The sequence below is a fragment of the Pseudomonas saponiphila genome (genome assembly GCF_900105185.1).
GTDB classification, from domain to species: Bacteria; Pseudomonadota; Gammaproteobacteria; order Pseudomonadales; family Pseudomonadaceae; genus Aquipseudomonas; species Aquipseudomonas saponiphila.
The window spans coordinates 1,013,594-1,035,869 of the sequence record NZ_FNTJ01000002.1 but is presented as its reverse complement, the minus strand read 5'-3'; the positions used below and the strand labels follow the sequence as shown (position 1 = coordinate 1,035,869).

The window sequence follows — 22,276 nt, the reverse complement described above, 5'->3', positions numbered from 1 at the left end:
CCGCCCCGGCTGGCCCCTACGGACACCGCATGACCTCGCTGAACCTCACCCACCTGGCCTGGACACCCCTGGGCCAGGGCCACTGCCATCACCAGTTCCAACTGCGTGAGGCCAGCCTGCACGTGGCGGCCGGCGAATTCGTCGGCCTGATCGGCCCCAACGGCAGCGGCAAGACCAGCCTGCTGCGCTGCGCCTACCGCTTCAGCAAGCCGCAGCAGGGCGAGGTGCAACTGGCCCAGCACAACGTCTGGAAACAATCGCCACGCTGGTGCGCGCAGCGCATTGCCGTGGTGCTCCAGGAGTTTCCCGATGCCTTCGGCCTGAGCGTGGCAGAAGTGGTCGCCATGGGCCGCACGCCGCACAAGGGCCTGTTCGACGGTGATACCGAGGAAGACCGGCGCATCGCCCGCGAGGCCCTGGAATCGGTGGGCCTGCTGGGCTTCGAGGATCACGCCTTCGCCACCCTGTCCGGCGGGGAAAAACAGCGGGTGATCCTGGCCCGGGCCCTGGCCCAGCGCCCGCAACTGCTGATCCTCGATGAACCGACCAACCACCTCGACCCGCGCTACCAGCTGGAGCTATTGCAACGGGTCAAGCGCCTGGGCATCGGCACCCTGGCGAGCATCCATGACCTGAACCTGGCCGCAGCGTTCTGCGACCGCCTGTATGTCCTCGACCACGGGCGCATCGTCGCCAGCGGCACGCCCAGCGAAGTGCTCACCGTCGAGCTGCTGCGCAAGGTGTTCGGCGTCGAGGCGCTGATCGACGCCCATCCCCTGTCCGGCTACCCACGAATCACCTGGATCACCCAACCATGACCTTGCGCTCCCTGCTCCGCCGCAGTCTGTTTCTGGCCCTGTCACTGGGCACCGCCCAGGCCTTCGCCGCAGCCACCCACTACCCGCTGACGATCAACAGCTGCGACCGCCAAGTGACCTTCAAGCAGGCGCCGCAACACGCCCTCAGCCACGACATCAACATGACCCAGATGATGCTCGCCCTCGGGCTCAAGCCGCGCATGGTGGGCTACAGCGGGGTCAGCGGCTGGAAGGCCGTGACCCCAGAGATGAGCAGCCTGCTCGACGGTCTGCCGGAGCTGGCGGCCAAGTACCCTTCGGTGGAAACCCTGCTCAACGCCAACGTCGATTTCCTGTTCGCCGGCTGGGACTACGGCATGCGCATCGGCGGCGACCTCACGCCGCAGACCCTGGCGCCACTGGGGATCAACGTCTACGAGCTGACCGAGTCCTGCGCCTTCGTGATGAAGCGCCCGGCGGCCAGCCTCGAGGACACCTACAACGACCTGCGCAACCTGGGGCGGATCTTCGACGTGCAGGACCGGGCCAACGCGCTGATCGCGCAGATGCAGGAGCAGGTCGCCGAGGTCCAGAAGGACCTGCCCAAGGACAAGCCCCGGGTGTTCCTCTACGACAGCGGGGAAGACCGGGCCATGACCTCGGGTCGCCTGGGCATGCCCCAGGCCCTGATCGATGCCGCCGGCGGGCGCAACATTCTCGATGACGTCGAGGCCAGCTGGACCCGGATCAACTGGGAAACCGTGGTCGAGCGCAACCCGCAGGTGATCGTCATCGTCGACTACAGCGAAGTCAGCGCCGAGCAGAAGCAGCAGTTCCTGCTGAACAATCAGGCCCTGCAAGGGGTCGATGCGATCAAGAACCAGCGCTTCATCGTCATTCCCTACGTGCAAGCCACCCCGGGGATCGACAACGTACTGGCGGTGGAAACCCTGGCCAAGGGTTTCCACGGCGAATGATCAAGGGTCGTTATGCCTGGCTGTTGTTGACCCTCGGCGCCCTGCTGCTGGTGTCCTGCGTACTGTCCCTGGGATTTGGCCCGGCGCGGGTGCCGGTGGAGGTGGTCGGGCGGATTCTCCTGCACAAGGTTCTGGGCCTGGGCACGGTGGACTGGAGCCCTGGCCAGGAGCATATCGTCTGGCTGATCCGCGTGCCGCGCATGCTCCTCGGCGCGCTGGTCGGCGCCGGGCTGGCGCTGATCGGCGCGGTGCTGCAGGCGGTGACCCGCAATCCCCTGGCCGACCCGCACCTGCTGGGAGTGACCTCCGGCGCCACCCTCGGCGCGGTGATCGTGGTGCTGCACCTGGGGCAGGTCATCGGCCTCTTGACCCTACCGCTGGCGGCCTTTATCGGCGCCCTGGCGAGCATGCTCCTGGTGCTGGGCATCGCCGCGCGCAACGGTCGCCTGGACAGCGACCGCCTGCTGCTGTGCGGGGTGGCGGTGTCCTTCGTGATGATGGCGGTGGCCAACCTGCTGCTGTTCATGGGCGATCATCGGGCCAGCTCGGCGGTGATGTTCTGGATGCTCGGCGGCCTGGGCCTGGCGCGCTGGGAACTGCTGGCGGTGCCCGCCGCCAGCGTGCTGCTGGGGCTGGGATTGCTACTGGGCATGGCGCGGCCGCTGAATGCCCTGATGGCCGGCGAACAGACCGCCGTGACCCTGGGCCTGAACGCGCGCAACGTGCGCCTGAAAGTGTTCCTGATCGCCTCGCTGATGACCGGAGTGCTGGTGTCCATCAGCGGCTCCATCGGCTTTGTCGGGCTGATGGTGCCGCACATCGCCCGGCGTCTGGTGGGCGCCGAACATCGCCGCTTGCTGCCAGTGTGCGTGCTGCTGGGCAGCCTGTTCCTGGTCTGGGTCGACGTCGCCGCCCGCACCCTGATCGCCCCCGAGGACCTGCCGATCGGCGTGGCCACGGCGGCCATTGGCGGGCTGTTCTTCATCGGCCTGATGCGTCGCCGCTGAACCACCCGCCGCTGTAGGAGCCGGCTTGCCGGCGAAGGCGCCCATGAGCCTTGTGCCCGGTTCGCGGGCCTCTTCGCTGGCAAGCCAGCTCCCACGGCATGACAGGAACAGGTGCACCCGCTGTAGGAACCGGCTTGCCGGCGAAGGCGCCCGTGGGCCTTGCGCCCGGTTCGCGGGGCTCTTCGCTGGCAAGCCAGCTCCTTCGGCATGACAGGAACAGGTGCACCCGGTGTAGGAGCCGGCTTGCCGGCGAAGGCGCCCGTGAGCCTTGTGCCCGGTTCGCGGGCCTCTTCGCTGGCAAGCCAGCTCCTACGGCATGACAGGAACAGGTGCACCCGATGTAGGAGCCGGCTTGCCGGCGAAGGCGCCCGTGAGCCTTGTGCCCGGTTCGCGGGGCTCTTCGCTGGCAAGCCAGCTCCTACAATCGTCGTCGGTGCTTTAAGATCGCGCGCTTGGATCTCTCAGGATGAGTCTCATGTTCAGAACCGCACTCTTGGCCGTGCTGCTCGGCACCGCCCTTGGCGCCCAGGCCGGCACTTCGGTCGACGTCTCGAAAATCTACGGCAACATCCAGATCGTCAACAGCTTCCCCGACTACAAGGTCAAGGTGGTGAACTCGTTTCCCGACCTGAAGGTCAAGCAGGTCAACTCCTTTGCCGACTCGCCGGGCAAGTGGAAAATCGTCAACAGCTTTCCCGACTACAAGATCCAGATCGTCGACTCCTTTCCCGATTTCACCATCAAATACGTCGACTCCTTTCCCGGCGTGAATTGAAGCCACTCGCTGGCCTGTGCTGGCGCGCTGCGCCAGCACCACAATGACGCATCCCTGCGCACCATCCTCTGATCCAGGCCTCCTCTTGGGGCATTGCCTCTCCCGCCATTGCAGTTAAAGCGACGTTTTCATGCCTCGCGCCGACTCGGCACACCCCTTGCAAAACAGCCTTCAGCAGTCCGCATCTACCACCTGAAAAAAAATCAAAAGTTCATGGAGATCGCACAATGAAGCGTCGTAGTTTGCTCAAGGCTTTCACCCTCACGGCAAGCATTGCCGCGATGGGCCTGACCTGGACCGTCCAGGCCGCCGAGACCATCAAGGTCGGGATCCTGCATTCGCTGTCGGGGACCATGGCGATCTCGGAAACCTCGCTCAAAGACATGGCGCTGATGACCATCGACGAGATCAACGCCAAGGGCGGAGTCAACGGCAAGCTGCTGGAACCGGTGGTGGTGGACCCGGCGTCCAACTGGCCACTGTTCGCCGAGAAGGGCCGCCAGTTGCTGACCCAGGACAAGGTGGCGGTGGTGTTCGGCTGCTGGACTTCGGTGTCGCGCAAATCGGTGCTGCCGGTGTTCGAGGAACTCAACGGCCTGCTGTTCTACCCGGTGCAGTACGAAGGCGAAGAAATGTCGCCCAACGTCTTCTACACCGGCGCCGCGCCGAACCAGCAGGCGATCCCGGCCGTGGAATACCTGATGAGCGAAGACGGCGGCAGCGCCAAGCGCTTCTTCCTGCTGGGCACCGACTACGTCTACCCGCGCACCACCAACAAGATCCTGCGCTCGTTCCTGCATTCCAAGGGCGTGGCCGACAAGGACATCGAAGAGGTCTATACCCCGTTCGGCCACAGCGACTATCAAACCATCGTCGCCAACATCAAGAAGTTCTCCGCCGGCGGCAAGACCGCGGTGATCTCCACGGTCAACGGCGACTCCAACGTGCCTTTCTACAAGGAACTGGCCAACCAGGGCCTGAAAGCCACCGAGGTGCCGGTGGTGGCGTTCTCGGTGGGCGAGGAAGAACTGCGCGGCATCGACACCAAGCCGCTGGTGGGCAACCTCGCGGCGTGGAACTACTTCGAGTCGGTGGATAACCCGGTGAACCAGAAGTTCGTCGCCGCCTGGAAGGCCTACGCCAAGGCCAAGAACCTGCCGGGCGCGGACAAGGCGGTGACCAACGACCCGATGGAAGCCACCTACGTCGGCATCCACATGTGGGCCCAGGCAGTGGAGAAAGCCAAGTCCATCGAGGTCGACAAGGTCCGTGAGGCCCTGGCCGGGCAGACCTTCGCCGCGCCGTCGGGCTACACCCTGACCATGGACAAGACCAACCACCACCTGCACAAGCCGGTGATGATCGGCGAGATCCAGCCGGACGGTCAGTTCAACGTGGTGTGGCAGACCGAAGGGCCGATCCGTGCCCAGCCCTGGAGCCCGTTCATTCCGGGCAACGACAAGAAGCCTGACTACGCGGTCAAGAGCAACTGATCCGAACCTGACGCCTTCCCTGTAGGAGCGAGCTTGCTCGCGATGAGGTCCACAGGACCTGCAACGAAAACCGCGCGGCTGGCCGCTGCACGGATCGCGAGCCAGCTCGCTCCTACGGGTTCTCCGGGCGCTTTCAAGGACATCGATATGCCCACTGCCCTTTACCGTTTCATCCTCGCCTGCCTGCTATTGCTGCCCTGGGTGGCCCAGGCCGGTGAAGCCGAAGACTTTGTCGCGGCCAACTCCAACCAACAGGCGCAGCTACTGGAAACCTGGGCCGCGCAGCCCGATCCGGCGCGCCTGGAACTGCTCAAGGCCCTGCAACAAGGCCAGTTGAGCATCGCCGGTGAAAACAAGACCCTGCGCCTGAACAACCGCCTGCGGGGCCTGATCGACACCACGCTGGCCAGTCATCAATTGCTCGCCGCCGAGGCCAGCACCCGGCTCGACGCCGCCCGGCAGCTGCAGAAAAGCGCCAAGCCGGCGCAACTGAAATTCCTCGATGCCCGGCTCGCCACCGAGCAGGACCCAGGCGTGCACGCCGCCCTGAGCCTGGCCCTGGCCAACCTGCAGCTGGTAGACAGCGATCCGGCGGTGCGCCTGGCCGCCGTGCGCCTGCTGGGGGAAACCGGCGACCCGCTGGCCCGCACCCGCCTTGAAGGCTTGCTGGAGCCGGGCGTCGAAGCCGATGCCGCGGTACGCACCGCGGCGCAGACCAGCCTGGCCCAGGTCAAACGCCAGTTGCTGCTGGGCGAGGTACTGGGACAGGCCTTCAGCGGCCTGTCCCTGGGTTCGATCCTGCTGCTGGCGGCCCTGGGGCTGGCCATCACCTTCGGCCTGCTGGGGGTGATCAACATGGCCCACGGCGAGATGCTGATGCTCGGCGCCTACTCCACCTACGTGGTGCAGTGGCTGTTCCAGCGTTTTGCCCCGCAGGCCATCGAGTTCTACCCATTGCTGGCCCTGCCGGTGGCGTTTTTTGTCACCGCCGCCATCGGCATGGCCCTGGAGCGCACGGTGATCCGCCATCTCTACGGCCGCCCACTGGAAACCCTGCTGGCCACCTGGGGCATCAGCCTGATGCTGATCCAATTGGTGCGCCTGCTGTTCGGCGCGCAGAACGTCGAGGTGGCCAATCCGGCCTGGCTGTCGGGCGGCATCCAGGTCCTGCCCAATCTGGTGCTGCCCTACAACCGCATCGTGATCATCGCCTTCGCCCTGTTTGTGGTGCTGCTCACCTGGCTGCTGCTGAACAGGACCCGCCTGGGCCTGAACGTGCGCGCGGTGACCCAGAACCGCAACATGGCCGCCTGCTGCGGCGTGCCCACCGGCCGGGTGGACATGCTCGCCTTCGGCCTCGGCTCGGGGATCGCCGGCCTGGGCGGCGTGGCCCTGAGCCAGATCGGCAACGTTGGCCCGGACCTGGGCCAGAGCTACATCATCGACTCGTTCCTGGTGGTAGTGCTCGGCGGCGTCGGCCAGTTGGCCGGCAGCGTGCTGGCGGCCTTTGGTCTGGGGATCGCCAACAAGATCCTCGAACCGCAGATCGGCGCCGTGCTGGGCAAGATCCTGATCCTCGCGCTGATCATTCTGTTTATCCAGAAACGCCCGCAGGGACTCTTTGCATTGAAAGGACGGGTGATCGACTGATGAACCAACCACTGCTGATTACCGCCAGCCAGAAAGTCGGGCCCAGGGTCACGCTCGGCGTCGGCGCACTGCTGCTCCTGGTGTTGCTGGCGTTGCCACTGTTGTCGCTGCTGGCAGCCGACCACCCGCTGCACGTCTCGGCCTACACCCTGACCCTGGTGGGCAAGATCCTCTGCTACGCCATCGTCGCCCTGGCCCTGGACCTGGTCTGGGGCTACGCCGGGTTGCTATCCCTGGGGCACGGGCTGTTCTTCGCCCTGGGCGGCTACGCCATGGGCATGTACCTGATGCGCCAGGCCGCCGGAGACGGCCTGCCGGCATTCATGACCTTTCTCTCGTGGACCGAGCTGCCCTGGTACTGGACCGGCACCAGCCACTTCCTCTGGGCCCTGTGCCTGGTGGTGTTGGCCCCGGGTCTGCTGGCCCTGGTGTTCGGCTTCTTCGCCTTCCGCTCGCGGATCAAGGGCGTGTACTTCTCGATCATGACCCAGGCCCTGACCTTCGCCGGGATGCTGCTGTTCTTCCGCAACGAGACGGGCTTTGGCGGCAACAACGGTTTCACCAACTTCCGCAGCATCCTGGGCTTCGGCATCACCGAGCCCGGCACCCGGGCGGTGCTGTTCCTGGCCACGGTGCTGTTGCTGGTGGCCAGCCTGTACCTGGGCTGGCGCCTGGCCCGGAGCAAGTTCGGGCGAGTGCTGACCGCCCTGCGCGACGCCGAGAACCGCCTGATGTTCTGCGGCTACGACCCGCGCGGCTTCAAGCTGTTCGTCTGGGTCCTGAGCGCGGTGCTCTGTGGCCTGGCCGGAGCCTTGTACGTACCCCAGGTGGGCATCATCAACCCCAGCGAAATGTCCCCCACCAACTCCATCGAGGCCGCGGTGTGGGTGGCCCTGGGCGGGCGCGGCACGCTGATCGGCCCGCTGCTGGGCGCCGGGCTGGTGAACGGCATGAAGAGCTGGTTCACCGTGGCCTTTCCCGAATACTGGCTGTTCTTCCTCGGCGCCCTGTTCATCGTGGTGACCCTGTACCTGCCCAAGGGCGTGATCGGCCTGCTGAACAAACGAGGTGCACAATGAGAGTCACGGCCACGGCGGACTTCATGCTCGACCCCATACTCGAACCCAACAAGGACCAGGGCAGCAGCCGCGACGCCATCGGCCTCGGCCAGGCCGCCGGCAAGGGCCTGAACACCCGTCACGGCACCCTCCTGACCCTGGAGGACATCAGCGTCAGCTTCGATGGCTTCAAGGCCCTCAACAACCTCAACCTGTACATCGGCGTTGGCGAGCTGCGCTGCATCATCGGCCCCAACGGCGCGGGCAAGACCACCCTGATGGACGTGATCACCGGCAAGACCCGGCCGACCCGGGGCAAGGCCTGGTTCGGCGAAACCCTGGACCTGACCCGGATGAGCGAAGTGCAGATCGCCCAAGCAGGGATCGGCCGCAAGTTCCAGAAGCCCACGGTGTTCGAGGCCCTGAGCGTGTTCGAAAACCTGGAACTGGCGCAGAAGACCGATAAATCGGTGTGGGCCAGCCTCGGCGCGCGCCTGAGTGGCGAACAGCAGGACCGTATCGCCCAGGTACTGGAGACGATTCGCCTGAGCCCCTCGGCCCGGCGCCAGGCCGGCCTGCTGTCCCACGGCCAGAAGCAGTTCCTGGAGATCGGCATGCTGCTGATGCAGGACCCGCAATTGCTGTTGCTGGACGAGCCGGTGGCGGGCATGACCGATGCCGAAACCGAGTTCACCGCCGAGCTGTTCAAGAGCCTGGCCGGCCGGCACTCGCTGATGGTGGTGGAGCATGACATGGGCTTTGTCGGCTCGATTGCCGACCACGTCACCGTGCTGCATCAGGGCAGCGTGCTGGCCGAAGGATCGCTGGATCAGGTGCAGGAAAACGAGCGAGTGATCGAGGTGTACCTCGGACGATAGGAGCAGCGGCAAGTTGCAAGCTTCAAGCGGCAAGCAAGAAGCCCAAGCGCATCGGTCCCGCCCTTACTTGCAGCTTGAAGCTTGCAACTAATCACTGTTTTTCTGCCATTTCCCGGAGAGTGCCCATGCTACAGGTCCAACAGCTTCATCAGTTTTATGGCGGTAGCCACATCCTCCGGGGCCTGAGCTTCGAGGCCCGGATCGGCGAAGTGACCTGCCTGCTCGGGCGCAACGGCGTGGGCAAGACCACCCTGCTCAAGTGCCTGATGGGCCTGCTGCCGGCCAGGGAGGGCGCGGTCCACTGGGAGGGCCGGGCCATCACCGGCTACAAGCCACACCAACGGGTCCAGGCCGGCATCGCCTACGTGCCCCAGGGGCGGGAGATTTTTGCTCGCCTGACCGTGGAGGAAAACCTGCTGATGGGGCTTTCGCGCTTCGGCGCGCAAGAAGCCAAGGCCGTCCCGGCCTTCATCTACGAGCTGTTCCCGGTGCTGTTGCAGATGAAGCAGCGCCGCGGCGGCGACCTCTCCGGCGGCCAGCAGCAACAGCTGGCCATCGGCCGAGCCCTGGCCAGTCGGCCCCGGCTGCTGATCCTCGATGAGCCCACCGAAGGCATCCAGCCCTCGGTGATCAAGGAGATCGGCGCGGTGATCAAGCAACTCGCGGCCCGGGGCGACATGGCGATTGTGCTGGTGGAGCAGTTCTACGACTTTGCCGCCGAACTGGCCGACCAGTACCTGGTGATGTCCCGGGGGGAAATCATCCAGCAGGGTCGTGGGGAAAATATGCAGGCCGACGGTGTACGCGGCCTGGTTACGATCTAATCTGTAGCCTCCTAACGATAATCACACAGCATGAACTCACCTGCCGCCACCGCCCTGTTCACCCCCAGCTGGCACGCCGAGCTGGAACTGGCCTACGCCCGCTTCGGCGCCGGCACGCGCCCGGTCCTGCGCCGCCACCTGGGCCCGCTGCGGGTGCAGAAGCACCTGTATGCCGAAGGCCCCGAGGTCTGCCAGCACATCATCGTCCACCCGCCCGGAGGCATCGCCGGCGGCGACCGGCTGGCCATCAGTGCCCGGGTCGAGCGCGACGCCTGGGCCCAGTTGACCAGCCCTGGCGCCGCCAAGTGGTATCGCGCCAACAGCCCGGCCGGGCAGACCCTGGACCTGCAAGTAGCGCCGGGGGCGACCCTGGAATGGCTGCCCCAGGAAACCATCGTCTTCAGCGCCGCCCAGGCCGAACTGACGACCCGGATCGACCTGCAAGGCGATGCCCGGCTGTTCTATTGGGACATCGTCGCCCTCGGCCGCCCGGCCAGCGGCGAGCGCTTCGAGCACGGACATTTCCAGGCCCACCTGGATATCCGCCGCGACGGCCGGCCGCTGTGGCATGAGCGCCAGCGCATCAGCGGCGACGACGGCCTGCTGGATTCGCCCATCGGCCTGGACGGCCAGCCGGTGTTCGCCACCTTGCTGGTGACCGGCGACCTCGACAGCCCACTGCTGGAGCGCTGTCGCTCTCTGCAGCATCCGGTACGCGGCGACCTGAGCCAGCTGCCGGGGCTGCTGGTGGCCCGCTGCCTGGCCAGCGAGGCGCTGCTGGCCCGCGCCTGGCTCATCGACCTGTGGCGCCTGCTGCGCCCGGCCCTGCTGGGCCGCGAAGCCGTACCGCCGAGGATCTGGAACACATGAAACACCTGCCCTTTTAAAACTGCCCAACGACGGATCGATCACGATGGACCTGACCCCACGCGAAAAAGACAAGCTGCTGATCTTCACCGCCGGCCTGGTGGCCGAGCGGCGACTGGCCCGCGGCCTCAAGCTCAACTACCCGGAAGCCATGGCCTACATCTCCGCCGCGCTGCTCGAAGGCGCCCGGGACGGCCAGAGCGTGGCCGACCTCATGCACTACGGCACCACCCTGCTCAGCCGCGAACAGGTAATGGAAGGCATCCCGGAGATGATCCCGGAGATCCAGGTGGAGGCCACCTTCCCCGACGGCACCAAGCTGGTCACTGTCCACCAACCCATCGCCTGAGGCCGCGTCATGACCTATCGCATCCGTGATGCGCTGCACGCCGACCTGCCGGCGATCCGCGACATCTACAACGACGCCGTGCTCAATACCACGGCGATCTGGAACGACACCCCGGTGGACCTGGGCAACCGCCAGGCCTGGTTCAGCGCGCGCCAGGGCCAGGGCTATCCGATCCTGGTGATTGTCAACGCCGAGGAGCAGGTGCTCGGCTACGCTTCCTTCGGCGACTGGCGGCCCTTCGACGGCTTTCGCCACACCGTGGAACACTCGGTCTACGTGCGTCGCGACCAGCGCGGCAATGGCCTGGGTCCACAACTGATGGCGGTGCTGCTGGAGCGCGCCCGTGGCTGTGACAAGCACGTGATGGTGGCCGCCATCGAGAGCGCCAACAGCGCCTCGATCCGTCTGCATGAGCGCCTCGGTTTCATCATTACCGGGCAGATGCCCCAGGTGGGCACCAAGTTCGGGCGCTGGCTGGACCTGACCTTCATGCAACTGACTCTCAACCCCGGGGCACTGCCGCCCGCCCCTCACCAGGAGTGACCTCTCGATGAACGCCGCCCAACTGCGCCGAGTCCATGGAGAAAGCTTTGCCCATTACCGTCAGGGCCTTATCGACCTGCTGCTGGACTCGGTGCAACACGGCGCGTCCGTCGGCTTCATGGCCGACCTGGATGACAGCCAGGCCCGGGCCTACCTCAGCAGCGTGCAGGCCGGGGTCGAGGACGGCAGCCTGCTGCTGTGGGTGGTGGTGCATGACGAGAGGGTCCTGGCCAGCGTGCAATTGGCGCTGTGCATGAAGGCCAACGGGCGCAACCGCGCCGAAGTGCAAAAGCTCATGGTGCTGCACAGCGCCCGGCGGCGCGGCCTGGGCCAGCAACTGATGAACGCCCTGGAACAGGTCGCCCGCCAGCACCGACGCGGGCTGCTGTACCTGGACACCGAGGCCGGCTCGGCGGCGGAGGAGTTCTACCGTGCCCTGGGGTACACCCGGGTCGGCGAACTGCCCAACTACTGCCAGAGCCCGGACGGCACCTACACCCCTACCGCCATCTACTACAAGACCCTGGGACAACCGCTATGATTCCTGGCCAATACCAGATCCAGCCCGGCGAGATCGAACTCAACGTCGGGCGCCGCACCTTGAGCCTGAAGGTGTCCAACAGCGGCGACCGGCCGATCCAGGTCGGCTCGCACTATCACTTTTTCGAAACCAACGACGCCCTGACCTTCGACCGCGCCGCCAGCCGCGGCATGCGCCTGAACATCGCCGCCGGCACCGCGGTGCGCTTCGAACCGGGCCAGACCCGGGAAGTGGAACTGGTGGAGCTGGCCGGCAAGCGCCGGGTGTTCGGCTTTGCCGGACGCATCATGGGTGAGCTCTGAACCCTCGACCCTACGCACGTAGGAGCCAGCTTGCTGGCGAATGCGCTCTTTCGGGCTCATTCGCCGGCAAGCCGGCTCCTACAAGACCTGTTTCTGTAAGGAGCTGCGATGAAGATTTCCCGTGAGGCCTACGCCGACATGTTCGGCCCCACCGTGGGTGACAAGGTACGCCTGGCCGACACCGAGTTGTGGATCGAAGTGGAAAAGGACTTCACCACCTACGGTGAAGAAGTGAAGTTCGGCGGCGGCAAGGTGATCCGCGATGGCATGGGCCAGAGCCAACTGCTGGCGTGCGATGTGGTGGATACCCTGATCACCAACGCGCTGATCATCGATCACTGGGGCATCGTCAAGGCCGATGTCGGCCTCAAGGACGGACGCATCGCCGCCATCGGCAAGGCTGGCAATCCGGATATCCAGCCCGACGTGACCATCGCCATCGGCGCCAGCACCGAGGTGATCGCCGGCGAGGGCATGATCCTCACCGCCGGCGGCATCGACACCCACATCCACTTCATCTGCCCGCAGCAGATCGAAGAAGCGCTGATGAGCGGCGTCACCACCATGATCGGCGGCGGCACCGGACCGGCCACCGGAACCAACGCCACCACCTGCACCTCGGGCCCCTGGCACATGGCGCGCATGCTCCAGGCCGCGGACGCCTTCCCGATGAACATCGGTTTTACCGGCAAGGGCAACGCCAGCCTGCCGGAGCCCTTGATCGAGCAAGTCAAGGCCGGGGCCATCGGCCTCAAGTTGCACGAGGACTGGGGCAGCACCCCGGCCAGCATCGACAATTGCCTGAGCGTGGCCGATGCGTACGACGTGCAGGTGGCGATCCACACCGACACCCTCAACGAGTCCGGCTTCGTCGAAACCACCCTGGGCGCCTTCAAGGGGCGCACCATCCACACCTACCACACCGAAGGCGCCGGCGGCGGCCACGCCCCGGACATCATCAAGGCCTGCGGCTTTGCCAACGTGTTGCCCAGCTCCACCAACCCGACCAGGCCCTTCACTCGCAACACCATCGACGAACACCTGGACATGCTGATGGTCTGCCATCACCTGGACCCGAGCATCGCCGAAGACGTGGCCTTCGCCGAAAGCCGCATCCGCCGCGAGACCATCGCCGCCGAGGACATCCTCCACGACCTGGGGGCGTTCTCGATGATCAGCTCCGACAGCCAGGCCATGGGCCGGGTCGGCGAGGTGGTGACCCGCACCTGGCAGACCGCCGACAAGATGCACCGCCAGCGCGGCCCGCTGCCGGGCGACGGCCCGGGCAACAGCAACTTCCGGGTCAAGCGCTACATCGCCAAGTACACCATCAACCCGGCGATCACCCATGGCATCAGCCATGAAGTGGGCTCCATCGAAGTCGGCAAGTGGGCTGACCTGGTGCTCTGGCGCCCGGCGTTTTTCGGAGTCAAGCCGACCCTGATCCTCAAGGGCGGGGCGATTGCCGCGAGCCTGATGGGCGATGCCAACGCCTCGATCCCGACCCCGCAGCCGGTGCACTACCGGCCGATGTTCGCCAGTTACGGCGGCAGCCGCCACGCCACCAGCCTGATCTTCATCAGCCAGGCGGCAATGGATGCCGGAGTGCCGGAACAACTGGGCCTGAAGAAACGCATCGCCGTGGTCAAGGGCTGTCGCACGGTGCAAAAGAGCGACCTGATCCATAACGACTACCTGCCGAACATCGAGGTCGACCCGCAGACCTATCAGGTCAAGGCCGATGGCGTTTTGCTGTGGTGCGAACCGGCGGATGTGCTGCCCATGGCCCAGCGCTATTTCCTCTTCTGAACCCCAACCGGCCGCTGGGCAGGGACGGTGTTGAAGCGATGGATATGGCGCTAAGATGCGTCTCGCTTTCCACTCTCTGCCCACTAAGGTGCCCGGCTATGCGCCTGTCCGATTTCATCGTCCAGCACGTTGAGCAAATCGTTGATGAATGGGAACAATTTGCCAGGACCCTGGCCCCTGGCTGCCTGACCCGCAGCGACCTGCGGGATCACTCGCGATCGATTCTGCTGGCCGCCGCCCGGGACATGCGCACCAGCCAGAGCCCGGGGGAGCAATTGGCCAAGGCCAGGGGCGAAGGCCCGGACAAGTCACCGAGCCTGGATGCGGCCGCCGCCAGCCATGGCGAACTGCGCCATCACGTAGGTTTCGACCTGGTGCAAATGACGTCGGAGTTCCGCCACTTGCGGGCCTGTGTGATCCGCTTGTGGGTCGCCAGCCTGGCAACCCCGGACCTGGAACAGCTGCAGGACATGATCCGCTTCAACGAGGCGATCGACGAAGCCCTGGCCGAATCCACCACCGCCTATGCCGAGCAGGTCAGCCGTTCACGGGACATCTTCCTGGCGATTCTGGGCCACGATCTGCGGGCGCCGCTGCAAGCGGTGAGCATGTCCACCGAGATGCTGGCGCGCAAAGTGCCGCTGGATGAGGACGCCCAGGCCTTTGTCTCACGCATCAAGACCGGCACCCGACACATGGGCGCCATGGTCAGCGATTTGCTGGAGTTCGTCCGCAGTCGGCTGGGCAACGGCCTGCCCATCGACCCCGCGCCCATGGACCTGGCCAGCGCGGCCAGGGCGGCCATGGACGAAGCCTGCGCGGGCCAGCCCGACTGCATGCCGCTGTTGAGCTTTGAAGGGGACAGCCACGGCATCTGGGACCGCGCCCGCATCGAGCAGATGCTGCAGAACCTGATCGGCAATGCCTTGCAGCACGGCAGCAACCGCCGCACCGTCACCGTGACCCTCACCGGCGGCGCCGAGCAAGTGCTGCTGACCGTTCACAACTACGGCGCCCCCATCCCCCAGGAAGCCCTGGCCACCCTGTTTGACCCGCTGGTGCGCAGCGCCGACGAGGAACTGGGCAGTACCAGCACCAGCCTTGGCCTGGGCCTGTTCATCGTCAAGGAAGTGGTGACGGCGCACCAGGGCAGCATCGAAGTCAGTTCCAGCCAGAGCGACGGCACCACCTTCACCATCACCCTGCCAAGGGTCTCCCGCGCCACCTCGTAGGAGCTGGCTGGCCAGCGAAGGCGTCAGGCTGGATTGCGCAAGGCTCAGGGGCCCCTTCGCCGGCAAGCCGGCTCCTACAGCGAGCGGGTGGCAAACCGTAGGAGCTGGCTTGCCAGCGAAGGCGTCGGCCTGGATTGCGCAGGGCTCAAGGGCCCCTTCGCCGGCAAGCCGGCTCCTACAGCGGGCGGGCGGCAAACCGTAGGAGCTGGCTGGCCAGCGAAGGCGTCAGGCTGGATTGCGCAAGGCCCAAGGGTCCCTTCGCCGGCAAGCCGGCTCCTACAGCGGGCGGGTGGCAAACCGTAGGAGCTGGCTTGCCAGCGAAGGCGTCGGCCCGGATTGCGCAAGGCTCAAGGGCCCCTTCGCCGGCAAGCCGGCTCCTACGCGATGAGGGAGATCAATCCAGCAGCAGGCGCCCCAGGCGCTGCCTGAGCATCTGGTTCTCCGCCCGCAGTTGCCGCACTTCGTCCAGCAGGTCCAGGGCCAGGGCGACCCCCTCCCACTCCAGATCAAGGTCGCGGCGCAGCTTGGCCGCGCGCTTGGCCAGGGACAGCTCGACGTCACTGAAACGCCAATTCTGGGGCGCCGTCCCCTGAGGTTCGAGGATGCCGTGCTCGACGATTTCGATCACGTAGGCCGCCGACAGGTCGGCCACTTCACAGAATTCTTCCATGTCCAGCTGAACGATCAGTGTGCTCATGATCGGCGCCTCCTAGTGTCGAATCAGAAATTTTCCCGAGGGTCGAACGCCGCCTTCTTCGCCAGTTCCTGCCACAAGGCCTTGACGTCGTCGCCGGTGTGCTTGGGCATCACCGCCTTGAGCTGGACGAACAGGTAGCCACGCTGGCCGGCCTTGTTCAGCAGGCCGTGGCCCTTGGCGCGCATGCGCTGGCCGTTCTGGCTGCCGGCCGGAACCTTGAGGTTGATCTTGCCGGTCAGGGTCGGCACCGCCACCTCGGTCCCCAGCGCCAGCTCCCAGGGGGCCAGCGGCAGTGTGATGATCAGGTTCTCGCCTTCGACATCGAACTTCGGATGCGGCGCGAAGCGAATGGTCAGGTACAGGTCGCCATTGGCTCCGCCGCCCACGCCAGGCGCGCCCTGGCCCTTGAGGCGGATGCGCTCGCCGTCGGTGACCCCGGCCGGAATCTTCACGTTCAGGCTCTTGCTGGTATTGCTCACATGCTGGCCGGCGGCGTTGTACTGCGGCACCTGGAAGCTGATCTTCTTCGACTCGGTCGACAGGGTTTCCTCAAGAAAGATCGGCAGTTCCATTTCCACATCCTGTCCACGACGACCGCTGCTGCGGCGCTGTTCCGGGCCGCCGAATCCTGGCCCCCGGTTACCAAAGATCGAACTGAAGAAGTCCGAGAAGTCACCACCATCGCCACCGCCAAAGCCGCCACGGCTCTGCCAGCCCGGCGGCCCCTGGAAGGGCTGGCCATGCTGGCCGTACTTGCGCAGGTCGTCGTATTCGGCGCGCTTGTCGGCGCTTTTCAGCGCCTCGTAGGCTTCCGAGGCATCCTTGAACTTGGCCTCGGCATCCTTTTCCTTACTGACGTCGGGGTGGTACTTGCGCGCCAGCTTGCGATAGGCGGCCTTGATCGCCTTGTCGTCCGCTGTCGGCTCCACGCCGAGAATCTTGTAATAGTCTTTGAAGTCCATCGAGGGAGTCACCATCCGTTATCAAAGTCGCGCGGCGTACAGCACAGCATGCTCGGTCTGGCAGCATGAGAATTGATCAATCTCAATCCTCTGACTGAACGGCGCATCAGAAGTTTATCGGCAGCCGCGGGCGGATCTTGTGATCCCTGGACGACTGCTCGGCCCATGCCTGCAAGTTTGGGGGTCAAGGATAGTCTTTCAAGGCACCACGGGTTGCGATTTAGCACATAGTCGGCCTTTGCAACGCGCGACGACTGGCGTACGCTGCGCGGCCGTTTTTTTCACCGGATCCAAAGACATGAACAACGCCACCCCGGCCCGGGCCTGCGGCATTGACTTCGGTACCTCCAACTCCACCGTCGGCTGGCTGCGCCCCGGCGAGGAAACGCTGATCGCCCTGGAGGACGACAAGATCACCCTGCCTTCGGTGGTGTTCTTCAATATCGAGGAGCGCCGTCCGGTGTACGGCCGCCTGGCACTGCACGAATACCTGGAAGGCTACGAAGGCCGGCTGATGCGCTCGCTGAAAAGCCTGCTGGGCTCCAAGCTGATCAAGCACGACACCAGCGTGCTGGGCACCGCCATGCCCTTCAAGGACCTCTTGGGGCTGTTCATCGGCCAGCTGAAAAGCCGCGCCGAAGCCGCCGCCGGTCGGGAATTCGAGCAAGTGGTACTGGGCCGCCCGGTGTTCTTCGTCGATGACGACGCCGCCGCCGACCAGGAAGCCGAAGACACCCTGGTGGAAGTGGCGCGCAAGATCGGCTTCAAGGACGTGTCCTTCCAGTACGAACCGATCGCCGCGGCCTTCGACTACGAGTCCACCATTGAGCGCGAAGAGCTGGTGCTGATCGTCGACATCGGCGGCGGTACTTCGGACTTCTCCCTGGTGCGCCTGTCCCCCGAACGCCGTGGCGTCGACAACCGTCACGACGACATCCTCGCCACCGGCGGCGTGCACGTCGGCGGCACCGACTTCGACAAGCAGTTGAGCCTGCAGGGCGTGATGCCGCTGTTCGGCTACGGCAGCCGGATGAAGAGCGGCGCCTACATGCCCACCAGCCACCACATGAACCTGGCGACCTGGCACACCATCAACTCGGTGTACTCGCAAAAGTCCCAGCTGGCCCTGGGCAGCATGCGCTACGACATCGAGGACACCGGCGGCATCGACCGCCTGTTCAAGCTGATCGAGCAACGCGCCGGGCACTGGCTGGCCATGGAAGTGGAAGAAACCAAGATCCAGCTGACCCACGCCGAGAACCGCCTGGTGGCCCTGGACCGCATCGAGCGCGACCTCTGCGTCGACCTGAGCCGGGCGCTGTTCGAATCGTCGATCGACGGCCTGCTGGAACGCATCCGCACCAGCGTCACCCAGTTGCTGAGTGACGCCGATGTCGGCGTGGGTCAGGTCGATACGGTGTTCTTCACCGGCGGCTCCAGCGGCATTCCGGCGCTGCGCCAGAGCGTGGCGGCCATGCTGCCCAATGCCCATCACGTGGAAGGCAACATCTTCGGCAGCATCGGCAGCGGCCTGGCGATCGAGGCCAAGAAGCGTTACGGATAAAGGCAGCGGTAAGCTTCAAGCGGCAAGCTGCAAGTCAAGGCAGAGCGGTGTTCGGCTCTCTTGCAGCTTGTGGCTTGCCGCTTGTAGCTGCTCCTAGACCAAGCCTGCCAGCTTCAGTTCGCTCTTCAGGTACGCATAATAAATCGGCCCCGCCACCACTCCGGGCAGGCCGAAGGCGGCCTCGAACACCAGCATCGCCAGGAGCAGTTCCCAGGACTTGGCACTGATCTGCCCGCCGACGATCCGCGCGTTGAGGAAGTATTCCAGCTTGTGGATAAAGATCAGGTAGCCCAGCGCCGCCACCGCCACCCAGATCGACAGCGACAAACCGACGATGGTGATCAGGGTGTTGGAGATCAGGTTGCCGATCACCGGCAGCAGGCCGAGCAGGAAGGTCAGCACGATCAGGGTCTTGGTCAACGGCAGCTTGACCCCGAACAGCGGCAGGATCAGGGCCAGGAAGATCCCGGTGAAGAAGGTGTTGAGCAGGGAGATCTTGATCTGCGCGAAGACGATGTTGCGAAACGCCTGGACCAGCAGGTGCAGGCGATCGAACAGCGCCGCCGCCAGGGGTTTGCGCTTGGTCAGGTCGGGGATGCGCTGCAAGGCGATGATCGCCCCCAGGACCATGCCGATCAGCAAGGTCACGAACATGTGCGCCGCGTCCTTGCCCACCAGTTGCAGCTCGCTCAGGTGCTTGCTGGCCCAAGCGCCGATGGCGGCCTGGAACTCGGCAGCGCTGGCCGGCAGGTAGGAATCGAGGAACGGCGGCAACTGGCCCCGGGCCTTGTCCACCACCACCATGAACTTGCCCAGCGAAGCGCCGGGGTTCTCGGCTTCATGCAACAGGAAACTGATGGCCCCGGCGAACAGCAGGGTCAGCAGGCTGACCACCAGGGTGCCCAGCAGCGCCACCGCCAGCCAGCGCGCGCGCCGGCCCTCGATCAGCCGCTGCAATTGCGGAGTGAGCATGTTGACCAGCTCGAACACCAAGAGACCGGCCAGCAGGCTGGGCAACAGACGCAGGGGCAAGGCCAGCAACAGGCCACCGAAGATGATGATCCAACTGATGAACAACAGATGACGCTGTGAAAACGTTGGCATACAGCCTCAAGACAGACAGCGGGGAAAAGACCGGCAGTCTGCCAGCCTTCACCCCTGAGGAATAGTGGCAGGCGCCGTAAGGATGCGGGCCTACAGGCTACTTGAGTGTTGTGACGGACGAAGGTTCAGTCGGTTTTGGCCTGAGGCACCGGGGCTGAAAGATCGGGCAGCGGCACGTCGTAGCCGCAGTAGTGCAGGCGGGTCAACGTCAGGCGCTTGTCCGGGTAGTCATCGCCCCATCTCAGGTTCTGGTCATAGCGCGACTTGATGTGGGCACAAGCCTTTTGAATATCGGCTCGAGCCTTGGCCAGCACCGGCGCCGGCAAGGGGTTGATCTTCAGACTCTGGAAGAACGGCACGATGAACACCTGATCCAGGTCATAGCCCTTGCTCCCCAGGGGCAGGCGCTGGCCGGCATGGACATAGAAAGGCTGTTGCAGGCCGCTTTCCTGTTCCCAGCACCAGTACTTGACCTCATCCTCGAAGATGCCAACCGCTGTACCTTCCCAACGCTCGTAGATGCGTAGACATTGGTGCCCCTGCATGCTCACCCAGTCGATACTGCTGGGCTGGACGCCGTGATAGGAAGGCAATGCCTGCCTGGCCAGCAAGTCATCAAGAAATGCCTGCTTCGGATAGAGCAGCCCCACGCCTTGACCATCGAGAAAGCTGTTGACCCGCATATAGAGCCCGGACGCCGTCACCTGGGTATTGCCGTAGGAAAACGATCCCGAGGTTCCAACAGACAGAGCATCGGGGCCTTTTTCATAATAAAACCCTGGGGTGACGGTTCCGCACTTCGCTTGCCGATAAGGCTCGGGCAAATCGAAGGAGTAACGTTGCATCAAGGTGACCCGCTGCGTGGCCTCCTGGCATAACAGGCGAACGTCGGAGCGCTCATTTTCATAGACCAGGGGGGGCGCCATGCAGCCACTGACGCCCACCACCAGCGCGGCGATCAGGACGATCTCGATCCCCCAGAGAATGCTCCTTGCCTTCCTGAACATGCTCATTCCTGGTATTTGCTGATAAACGAATACTTGCTCCCCGCCGCTTCGACGATGCCCTTCATTTCCTGCTCCTGCGCAGGCTCGCCGACAAAGAACACCCAGACTCGAGGAAACTGCTGGTCACTCAGCGCACCGCCGACAATCGCCTTGTCCAGTGCCGGGTTGGCTCCGAATATCACCAACTTTCTGTTCAGTTCTGCCGACACCGCGCGGAACATGTCACGCATGCCGAAGCGCTCCATGCCGCCCCCAGCCACAATCACCAAACGATCAGGCAGCACCCCGTGACTGTTGATCCGGGTAAAGATGAGCGGCAACGCCTCCTGGAATTGCAGGGAGCCATCGCCGCCCTGCTGCACGACTGAAGCCACGTCAGAGAAAACATCCTCCTGGCTTTTTTGACGGGGAGCGGAAGCACATCCCCACAGAGCACAACACAGCGCAATCCAAAGCACCTTTTTCACGAACATTTCCCTATGCGATTGCTGGCCAGCGCCATGCAGTGACCGTTCATGCGCAAAACGCATACGGCCTCACCGCAGGCGCACGGAATCATAAACGCAACAACGAAATAGGGCTGAGAAAAACAGCCATGAACAACGAGACGCGCGGCAAGTGAGCCTCCCCAAGGCAAAACGGGGAGGCGCAGTGAGGGTGTCGACAGAGGCCTATTTCTTCTTCAGACAATCACTCATGAACGCCTTGCGCGCATCGCCCTTGAGGGCCTTGGCAGTGGCGTCGGCGTTACAGGTCTTCATTCTTTCCTGAGGTGTGGAAGGGGTAGTGGCGGCAGCCGGGGCGGCCTTGAGGCAGGTGCTCATGAAGGCTTTGCGCTCATCGCCCTTGAGGCTCTTGGCGGTGGCTTCGGCGTTACAGCTGGTCATCTTGTTCTGCTGGGCGGTGGCGGCAAACCCCTGGGAGCACAGCAGCAGGCCCACCATCAACAACGGAATACGCAACATCTTCATGGAGTTTTCTCCTTGTCACCGCGCCGACGGGCACGGCCTCCTGCGCAGTGTAGACAAAGCCTGTTACACCTTCATCTGTTCTGCAGGCCGGCCCGGCGGTATTGCTCGGGGGTGCAACCGGCCTGGCGCTGGAACATCGCGATAAACGCCGAGGCGCTGCTGTAGCCCATGTCGAAGGCGATTTCCTGGATGCTGCGCGAGCTGTCCAGGGCCTCGATGGACGCCAGGAAACGCTGGCGCTGGCGCCATTCGCCAAAGCTCATGCCCAGCTCGCGAACGAACTGCCGGGCCAGGGTCCGTTCGCTGACATGGGCCTGCTGCGCCCAGTGGGCCAGGGGCTGGTGGTTGCCCGGATCGGCCTGCAGGGCCTGGAGCACTCGCAGCAGCTCGGGGTGGCGGGCATAGGGCAGGTAACAGTTATGCACCGGGGCCTGGCGCAGTTGGTCCAGCGCCACCTGGGCCAGGCGCTGGTCGGCTTCGCCCTCGGGGATCTGCACGTCCCGGGCGGCGAAGTCCTTGAGGATTGCCTTGAGAATCTCGCTGATGGCCAGGGTGCTGCCCTGCCGTGGCAGGTCCGTGCACAGTTCCGGCGCCAGCAGCACCGCGCGGTAGTTGATCGGCTGGGAAGTGTAGAAGCTGTGGGGCGTCTGCGGCGGCACCCAGACCGCGTATTGCGGTGGCGACATGAAGCGCTGGCCAGCGATCTCCATGTGCATCACGCCGTGGGCCGAATACTCCAGGCAGCCCCAGGAATGGCGGTGCTCCAGGGCGTGGCTGTGGGCGGCGAAGTCGGCATAGCGAAAGTACACCGGCGCGGGGAGCCCGTGGAAATCCAGAAGGTCGATGTGTTTTTTGCTCATGCTGTCCGG

The 22,276-nt window shown here is 64.7% G+C and carries 24 protein-coding genes; 17 read left to right on the top strand and 7 right to left on the bottom strand.

Annotated elements, in window-relative coordinates:
• Positions 1 to 29 precede the first annotated feature (29 nt).
• The 16 genes from BLV47_RS26610 (at position 30) to BLV47_RS26535 (ending at position 15,102) form a co-directional block, all read left to right on the top strand.
• Positions 30 to 818 (top strand): ABC transporter ATP-binding protein, encoded by a 789-nt coding sequence (locus BLV47_RS26610; RefSeq protein WP_092319196.1) that lies wholly within the window; start codon positions 30 to 32, stop codon positions 816 to 818.
• On the top strand, positions 815 to 1,774 hold the full coding sequence (locus tag BLV47_RS26605; protein ID WP_092319194.1) for an ABC transporter substrate-binding protein: 960 nt from the start codon (positions 815 to 817) through the stop codon (positions 1,772 to 1,774). Before BLV47_RS26610 ends, BLV47_RS26605 begins: the two co-directional genes overlap by 4 nt.
• A complete protein-coding gene (locus tag BLV47_RS26600) occupies positions 1,771 to 2,781 on the top strand; it encodes a FecCD family ABC transporter permease (RefSeq protein ID WP_092319192.1) in 1,011 nt (336 codons plus the stop codon). The genes BLV47_RS26605 and BLV47_RS26600 overlap by 4 nt, the downstream gene beginning before the upstream one ends.
• Positions 2,782 to 3,256: 475 nt before the next feature.
• Positions 3,257 to 3,556, top strand: a complete 300-nt coding sequence (locus tag BLV47_RS26595; RefSeq protein ID WP_092319190.1) for a 7(1) septoil knot domain-containing protein — start codon at positions 3,257 to 3,259, stop codon at positions 3,554 to 3,556.
• A gap of 227 nt (positions 3,557 to 3,783) precedes the next feature.
• On the top strand, positions 3,784 to 5,049 hold the full coding sequence (urtA, locus tag BLV47_RS26590) for an urea ABC transporter substrate-binding protein (RefSeq protein ID WP_092319188.1): 1,266 nt from the start codon (positions 3,784 to 3,786) through the stop codon (positions 5,047 to 5,049).
• Between the two features lie 147 nt (positions 5,050 to 5,196).
• Positions 5,197 to 6,699: an urea ABC transporter permease subunit UrtB gene (urtB, locus tag BLV47_RS26585; RefSeq protein WP_092319186.1), complete on the top strand. Its 1,503-nt coding sequence runs from the start codon at positions 5,197 to 5,199 to the stop codon at positions 6,697 to 6,699.
• On the top strand, positions 6,699 to 7,778 hold the full coding sequence (urtC, locus tag BLV47_RS26580) for an urea ABC transporter permease subunit UrtC (RefSeq protein ID WP_092319184.1): 1,080 nt from the start codon (positions 6,699 to 6,701) through the stop codon (positions 7,776 to 7,778). The genes urtB and urtC overlap by 1 nt, the downstream gene beginning before the upstream one ends.
• The gene (gene urtD / locus BLV47_RS26575; protein WP_092319182.1) at positions 7,775 to 8,635 is read left to right on the top strand and encodes an urea ABC transporter ATP-binding protein UrtD; all 861 of its coding nucleotides are present in this window, start codon (positions 7,775 to 7,777) and stop codon (positions 8,633 to 8,635) included. Before urtC ends, urtD begins: the two co-directional genes overlap by 4 nt.
• A gap of 125 nt (positions 8,636 to 8,760) precedes the next feature.
• The gene (urtE, locus tag BLV47_RS26570) at positions 8,761 to 9,459 is read left to right on the top strand and encodes an urea ABC transporter ATP-binding subunit UrtE (protein ID WP_092319180.1); all 699 of its coding nucleotides are present in this window, start codon (positions 8,761 to 8,763) and stop codon (positions 9,457 to 9,459) included.
• A 30-nt stretch (positions 9,460 to 9,489) separates the two neighbouring features.
• Positions 9,490 to 10,329 (top strand): urease accessory protein UreD, encoded by an 840-nt coding sequence (locus BLV47_RS26565; protein WP_092319178.1) that lies wholly within the window; start codon positions 9,490 to 9,492, stop codon positions 10,327 to 10,329.
• A 43-nt stretch (positions 10,330 to 10,372) separates the two neighbouring features.
• Positions 10,373 to 10,675, top strand: a complete 303-nt coding sequence (locus BLV47_RS26560) for an urease subunit gamma (protein WP_060837311.1) — start codon at positions 10,373 to 10,375, stop codon at positions 10,673 to 10,675.
• A gap of 9 nt (positions 10,676 to 10,684) precedes the next feature.
• Positions 10,685 to 11,218 carry a GNAT family N-acetyltransferase gene (locus BLV47_RS26555; RefSeq protein WP_092319176.1) on the top strand — a complete coding sequence of 178 codons (534 nt, stop codon included), beginning with the start codon at positions 10,685 to 10,687 and terminating at the stop codon, positions 11,216 to 11,218.
• 7 nt (positions 11,219 to 11,225) lie between these two features.
• The gene (locus tag BLV47_RS26550; RefSeq protein WP_092319174.1) at positions 11,226 to 11,759 is read left to right on the top strand and encodes a GNAT family N-acetyltransferase; all 534 of its coding nucleotides are present in this window, start codon (positions 11,226 to 11,228) and stop codon (positions 11,757 to 11,759) included.
• Positions 11,756 to 12,061: an urease subunit beta gene (locus BLV47_RS26545; RefSeq protein ID WP_092319172.1), complete on the top strand. Its 306-nt coding sequence runs from the start codon at positions 11,756 to 11,758 to the stop codon at positions 12,059 to 12,061. The genes BLV47_RS26550 and BLV47_RS26545 overlap by 4 nt, the downstream gene beginning before the upstream one ends.
• 108 nt (positions 12,062 to 12,169) lie before the next feature.
• Positions 12,170 to 13,870, top strand: coding sequence for an urease subunit alpha (gene ureC, locus BLV47_RS26540; RefSeq protein WP_092319170.1), 1,701 nt, complete (start codon positions 12,170 to 12,172; stop codon positions 13,868 to 13,870).
• A 98-nt stretch (positions 13,871 to 13,968) separates the two neighbouring features.
• A complete protein-coding gene (locus tag BLV47_RS26535; RefSeq protein WP_092319168.1) occupies positions 13,969 to 15,102 on the top strand; it encodes a sensor histidine kinase in 1,134 nt (377 codons plus the stop codon).
• A 394-nt stretch (positions 15,103 to 15,496) separates the two neighbouring features.
• Here the strand turns inward: BLV47_RS26535 and BLV47_RS26530 are convergent, their stop codons facing one another.
• Positions 15,497 to 15,802: a chaperone modulator CbpM gene (locus BLV47_RS26530; protein WP_173655925.1), complete on the bottom strand. Its 306-nt coding sequence runs from the start codon at positions 15,800 to 15,802 to the stop codon at positions 15,497 to 15,499.
• 20 nt (positions 15,803 to 15,822) lie between these two features.
• Positions 15,823 to 16,761: a DnaJ C-terminal domain-containing protein gene (locus BLV47_RS26525; protein WP_060841868.1), complete on the bottom strand. Its 939-nt coding sequence runs from the start codon at positions 16,759 to 16,761 to the stop codon at positions 15,823 to 15,825.
• A 298-nt stretch (positions 16,762 to 17,059) separates the two neighbouring features.
• On the opposite strand from BLV47_RS26525, the gene BLV47_RS26520 reads away from it, so the two are divergent.
• Positions 17,060 to 18,325: an Hsp70 family protein gene (locus BLV47_RS26520; RefSeq protein ID WP_092319166.1), complete on the top strand. Its 1,266-nt coding sequence runs from the start codon at positions 17,060 to 17,062 to the stop codon at positions 18,323 to 18,325.
• A gap of 93 nt (positions 18,326 to 18,418) precedes the next feature.
• Here the strand turns inward: BLV47_RS26520 and BLV47_RS26515 are convergent, their stop codons facing one another.
• The 5 genes from BLV47_RS26515 to BLV47_RS26495 form a co-directional block, all read right to left on the bottom strand.
• The gene (locus BLV47_RS26515; RefSeq protein WP_092319165.1) at positions 18,419 to 19,429 is read right to left on the bottom strand and encodes an AI-2E family transporter; all 1,011 of its coding nucleotides are present in this window, start codon (positions 19,427 to 19,429) and stop codon (positions 18,419 to 18,421) included.
• A 125-nt stretch (positions 19,430 to 19,554) separates the two neighbouring features.
• The gene (locus BLV47_RS26510; protein ID WP_092319163.1) at positions 19,555 to 20,436 is read right to left on the bottom strand and encodes a hypothetical protein; all 882 of its coding nucleotides are present in this window, start codon (positions 20,434 to 20,436) and stop codon (positions 19,555 to 19,557) included.
• Between the two features lie 2 nt (positions 20,437 to 20,438).
• Positions 20,439 to 20,909 (bottom strand): hypothetical protein, encoded by a 471-nt coding sequence (locus BLV47_RS26505; protein ID WP_092319161.1) that lies wholly within the window; start codon positions 20,907 to 20,909, stop codon positions 20,439 to 20,441.
• A 198-nt stretch (positions 20,910 to 21,107) separates the two neighbouring features.
• Positions 21,108 to 21,407, bottom strand: a complete 300-nt coding sequence (locus BLV47_RS26500) for a PsiF family protein (RefSeq protein WP_092319159.1) — start codon at positions 21,405 to 21,407, stop codon at positions 21,108 to 21,110.
• Positions 21,408 to 21,478: 71 nt separating this feature from the next.
• On the bottom strand, positions 21,479 to 22,267 hold the full coding sequence (locus BLV47_RS26495) for an AraC family transcriptional regulator (RefSeq protein WP_092319157.1): 789 nt from the start codon (positions 22,265 to 22,267) through the stop codon (positions 21,479 to 21,481).
• Between the last annotated feature and the right edge of the window lie 9 nt (positions 22,268 to 22,276).

What these genes read in the sequence shown, in the direction of transcription:
- BLV47_RS26565 (WP_092319178.1), top strand. Translation starts at nt 9,490, where the DNA reads ATGAACTCACCTGCCGCCACCGCCCTGTTCACCCCCAGCTGGCACGCC.
- BLV47_RS26515 (WP_092319165.1), bottom strand. Translation starts at nt 19,429, where the DNA reads ATGCCAACGTTTTCACAGCGTCATCTGTTGTTCATCAGTTGGATCATC.
- BLV47_RS26495 (WP_092319157.1), bottom strand. Translation starts at nt 22,267, where the DNA reads ATGAGCAAAAAACACATCGACCTTCTGGATTTCCACGGGCTCCCCGCG.
- BLV47_RS26505 (WP_092319161.1), bottom strand. Translation starts at nt 20,909, where the DNA reads ATGTTCGTGAAAAAGGTGCTTTGGATTGCGCTGTGTTGTGCTCTGTGG.
- BLV47_RS26545 (WP_092319172.1), top strand. Translation starts at nt 11,756, where the DNA reads ATGATTCCTGGCCAATACCAGATCCAGCCCGGCGAGATCGAACTCAAC.
- BLV47_RS26535 (WP_092319168.1), top strand. Translation starts at nt 13,969, where the DNA reads ATGCGCCTGTCCGATTTCATCGTCCAGCACGTTGAGCAAATCGTTGAT.
- BLV47_RS26560 (WP_060837311.1), top strand. Translation starts at nt 10,373, where the DNA reads ATGGACCTGACCCCACGCGAAAAAGACAAGCTGCTGATCTTCACCGCC.
- BLV47_RS26550 (WP_092319174.1), top strand. Translation starts at nt 11,226, where the DNA reads ATGAACGCCGCCCAACTGCGCCGAGTCCATGGAGAAAGCTTTGCCCAT.
- BLV47_RS26520 (WP_092319166.1), top strand. Translation starts at nt 17,060, where the DNA reads ATGAACAACGCCACCCCGGCCCGGGCCTGCGGCATTGACTTCGGTACC.
- BLV47_RS26605 (WP_092319194.1), top strand. Translation starts at nt 815, where the DNA reads ATGACCTTGCGCTCCCTGCTCCGCCGCAGTCTGTTTCTGGCCCTGTCA.
- BLV47_RS26595 (WP_092319190.1), top strand. Translation starts at nt 3,257, where the DNA reads ATGTTCAGAACCGCACTCTTGGCCGTGCTGCTCGGCACCGCCCTTGGC.
- BLV47_RS26610 (WP_092319196.1), top strand. Translation starts at nt 30, where the DNA reads ATGACCTCGCTGAACCTCACCCACCTGGCCTGGACACCCCTGGGCCAG.
- urtC (WP_092319184.1), top strand. Translation starts at nt 6,699, where the DNA reads ATGAACCAACCACTGCTGATTACCGCCAGCCAGAAAGTCGGGCCCAGG.
- urtA (WP_092319188.1), top strand. Translation starts at nt 3,784, where the DNA reads ATGAAGCGTCGTAGTTTGCTCAAGGCTTTCACCCTCACGGCAAGCATT.
- BLV47_RS26510 (WP_092319163.1), bottom strand. Translation starts at nt 20,436, where the DNA reads ATGTTCAGGAAGGCAAGGAGCATTCTCTGGGGGATCGAGATCGTCCTG.
- urtE (WP_092319180.1), top strand. Translation starts at nt 8,761, where the DNA reads ATGCTACAGGTCCAACAGCTTCATCAGTTTTATGGCGGTAGCCACATC.
- urtB (WP_092319186.1), top strand. Translation starts at nt 5,197, where the DNA reads ATGCCCACTGCCCTTTACCGTTTCATCCTCGCCTGCCTGCTATTGCTG.
- BLV47_RS26600 (WP_092319192.1), top strand. Translation starts at nt 1,771, where the DNA reads ATGATCAAGGGTCGTTATGCCTGGCTGTTGTTGACCCTCGGCGCCCTG.
- BLV47_RS26555 (WP_092319176.1), top strand. Translation starts at nt 10,685, where the DNA reads ATGACCTATCGCATCCGTGATGCGCTGCACGCCGACCTGCCGGCGATC.
- BLV47_RS26525 (WP_060841868.1), bottom strand. Translation starts at nt 16,761, where the DNA reads ATGGACTTCAAAGACTATTACAAGATTCTCGGCGTGGAGCCGACAGCG.
- urtD (WP_092319182.1), top strand. Translation starts at nt 7,775, where the DNA reads ATGAGAGTCACGGCCACGGCGGACTTCATGCTCGACCCCATACTCGAA.
- BLV47_RS26500 (WP_092319159.1), bottom strand. Translation starts at nt 21,407, where the DNA reads ATGAAGATGTTGCGTATTCCGTTGTTGATGGTGGGCCTGCTGCTGTGC.
- ureC (WP_092319170.1), top strand. Translation starts at nt 12,170, where the DNA reads ATGAAGATTTCCCGTGAGGCCTACGCCGACATGTTCGGCCCCACCGTG.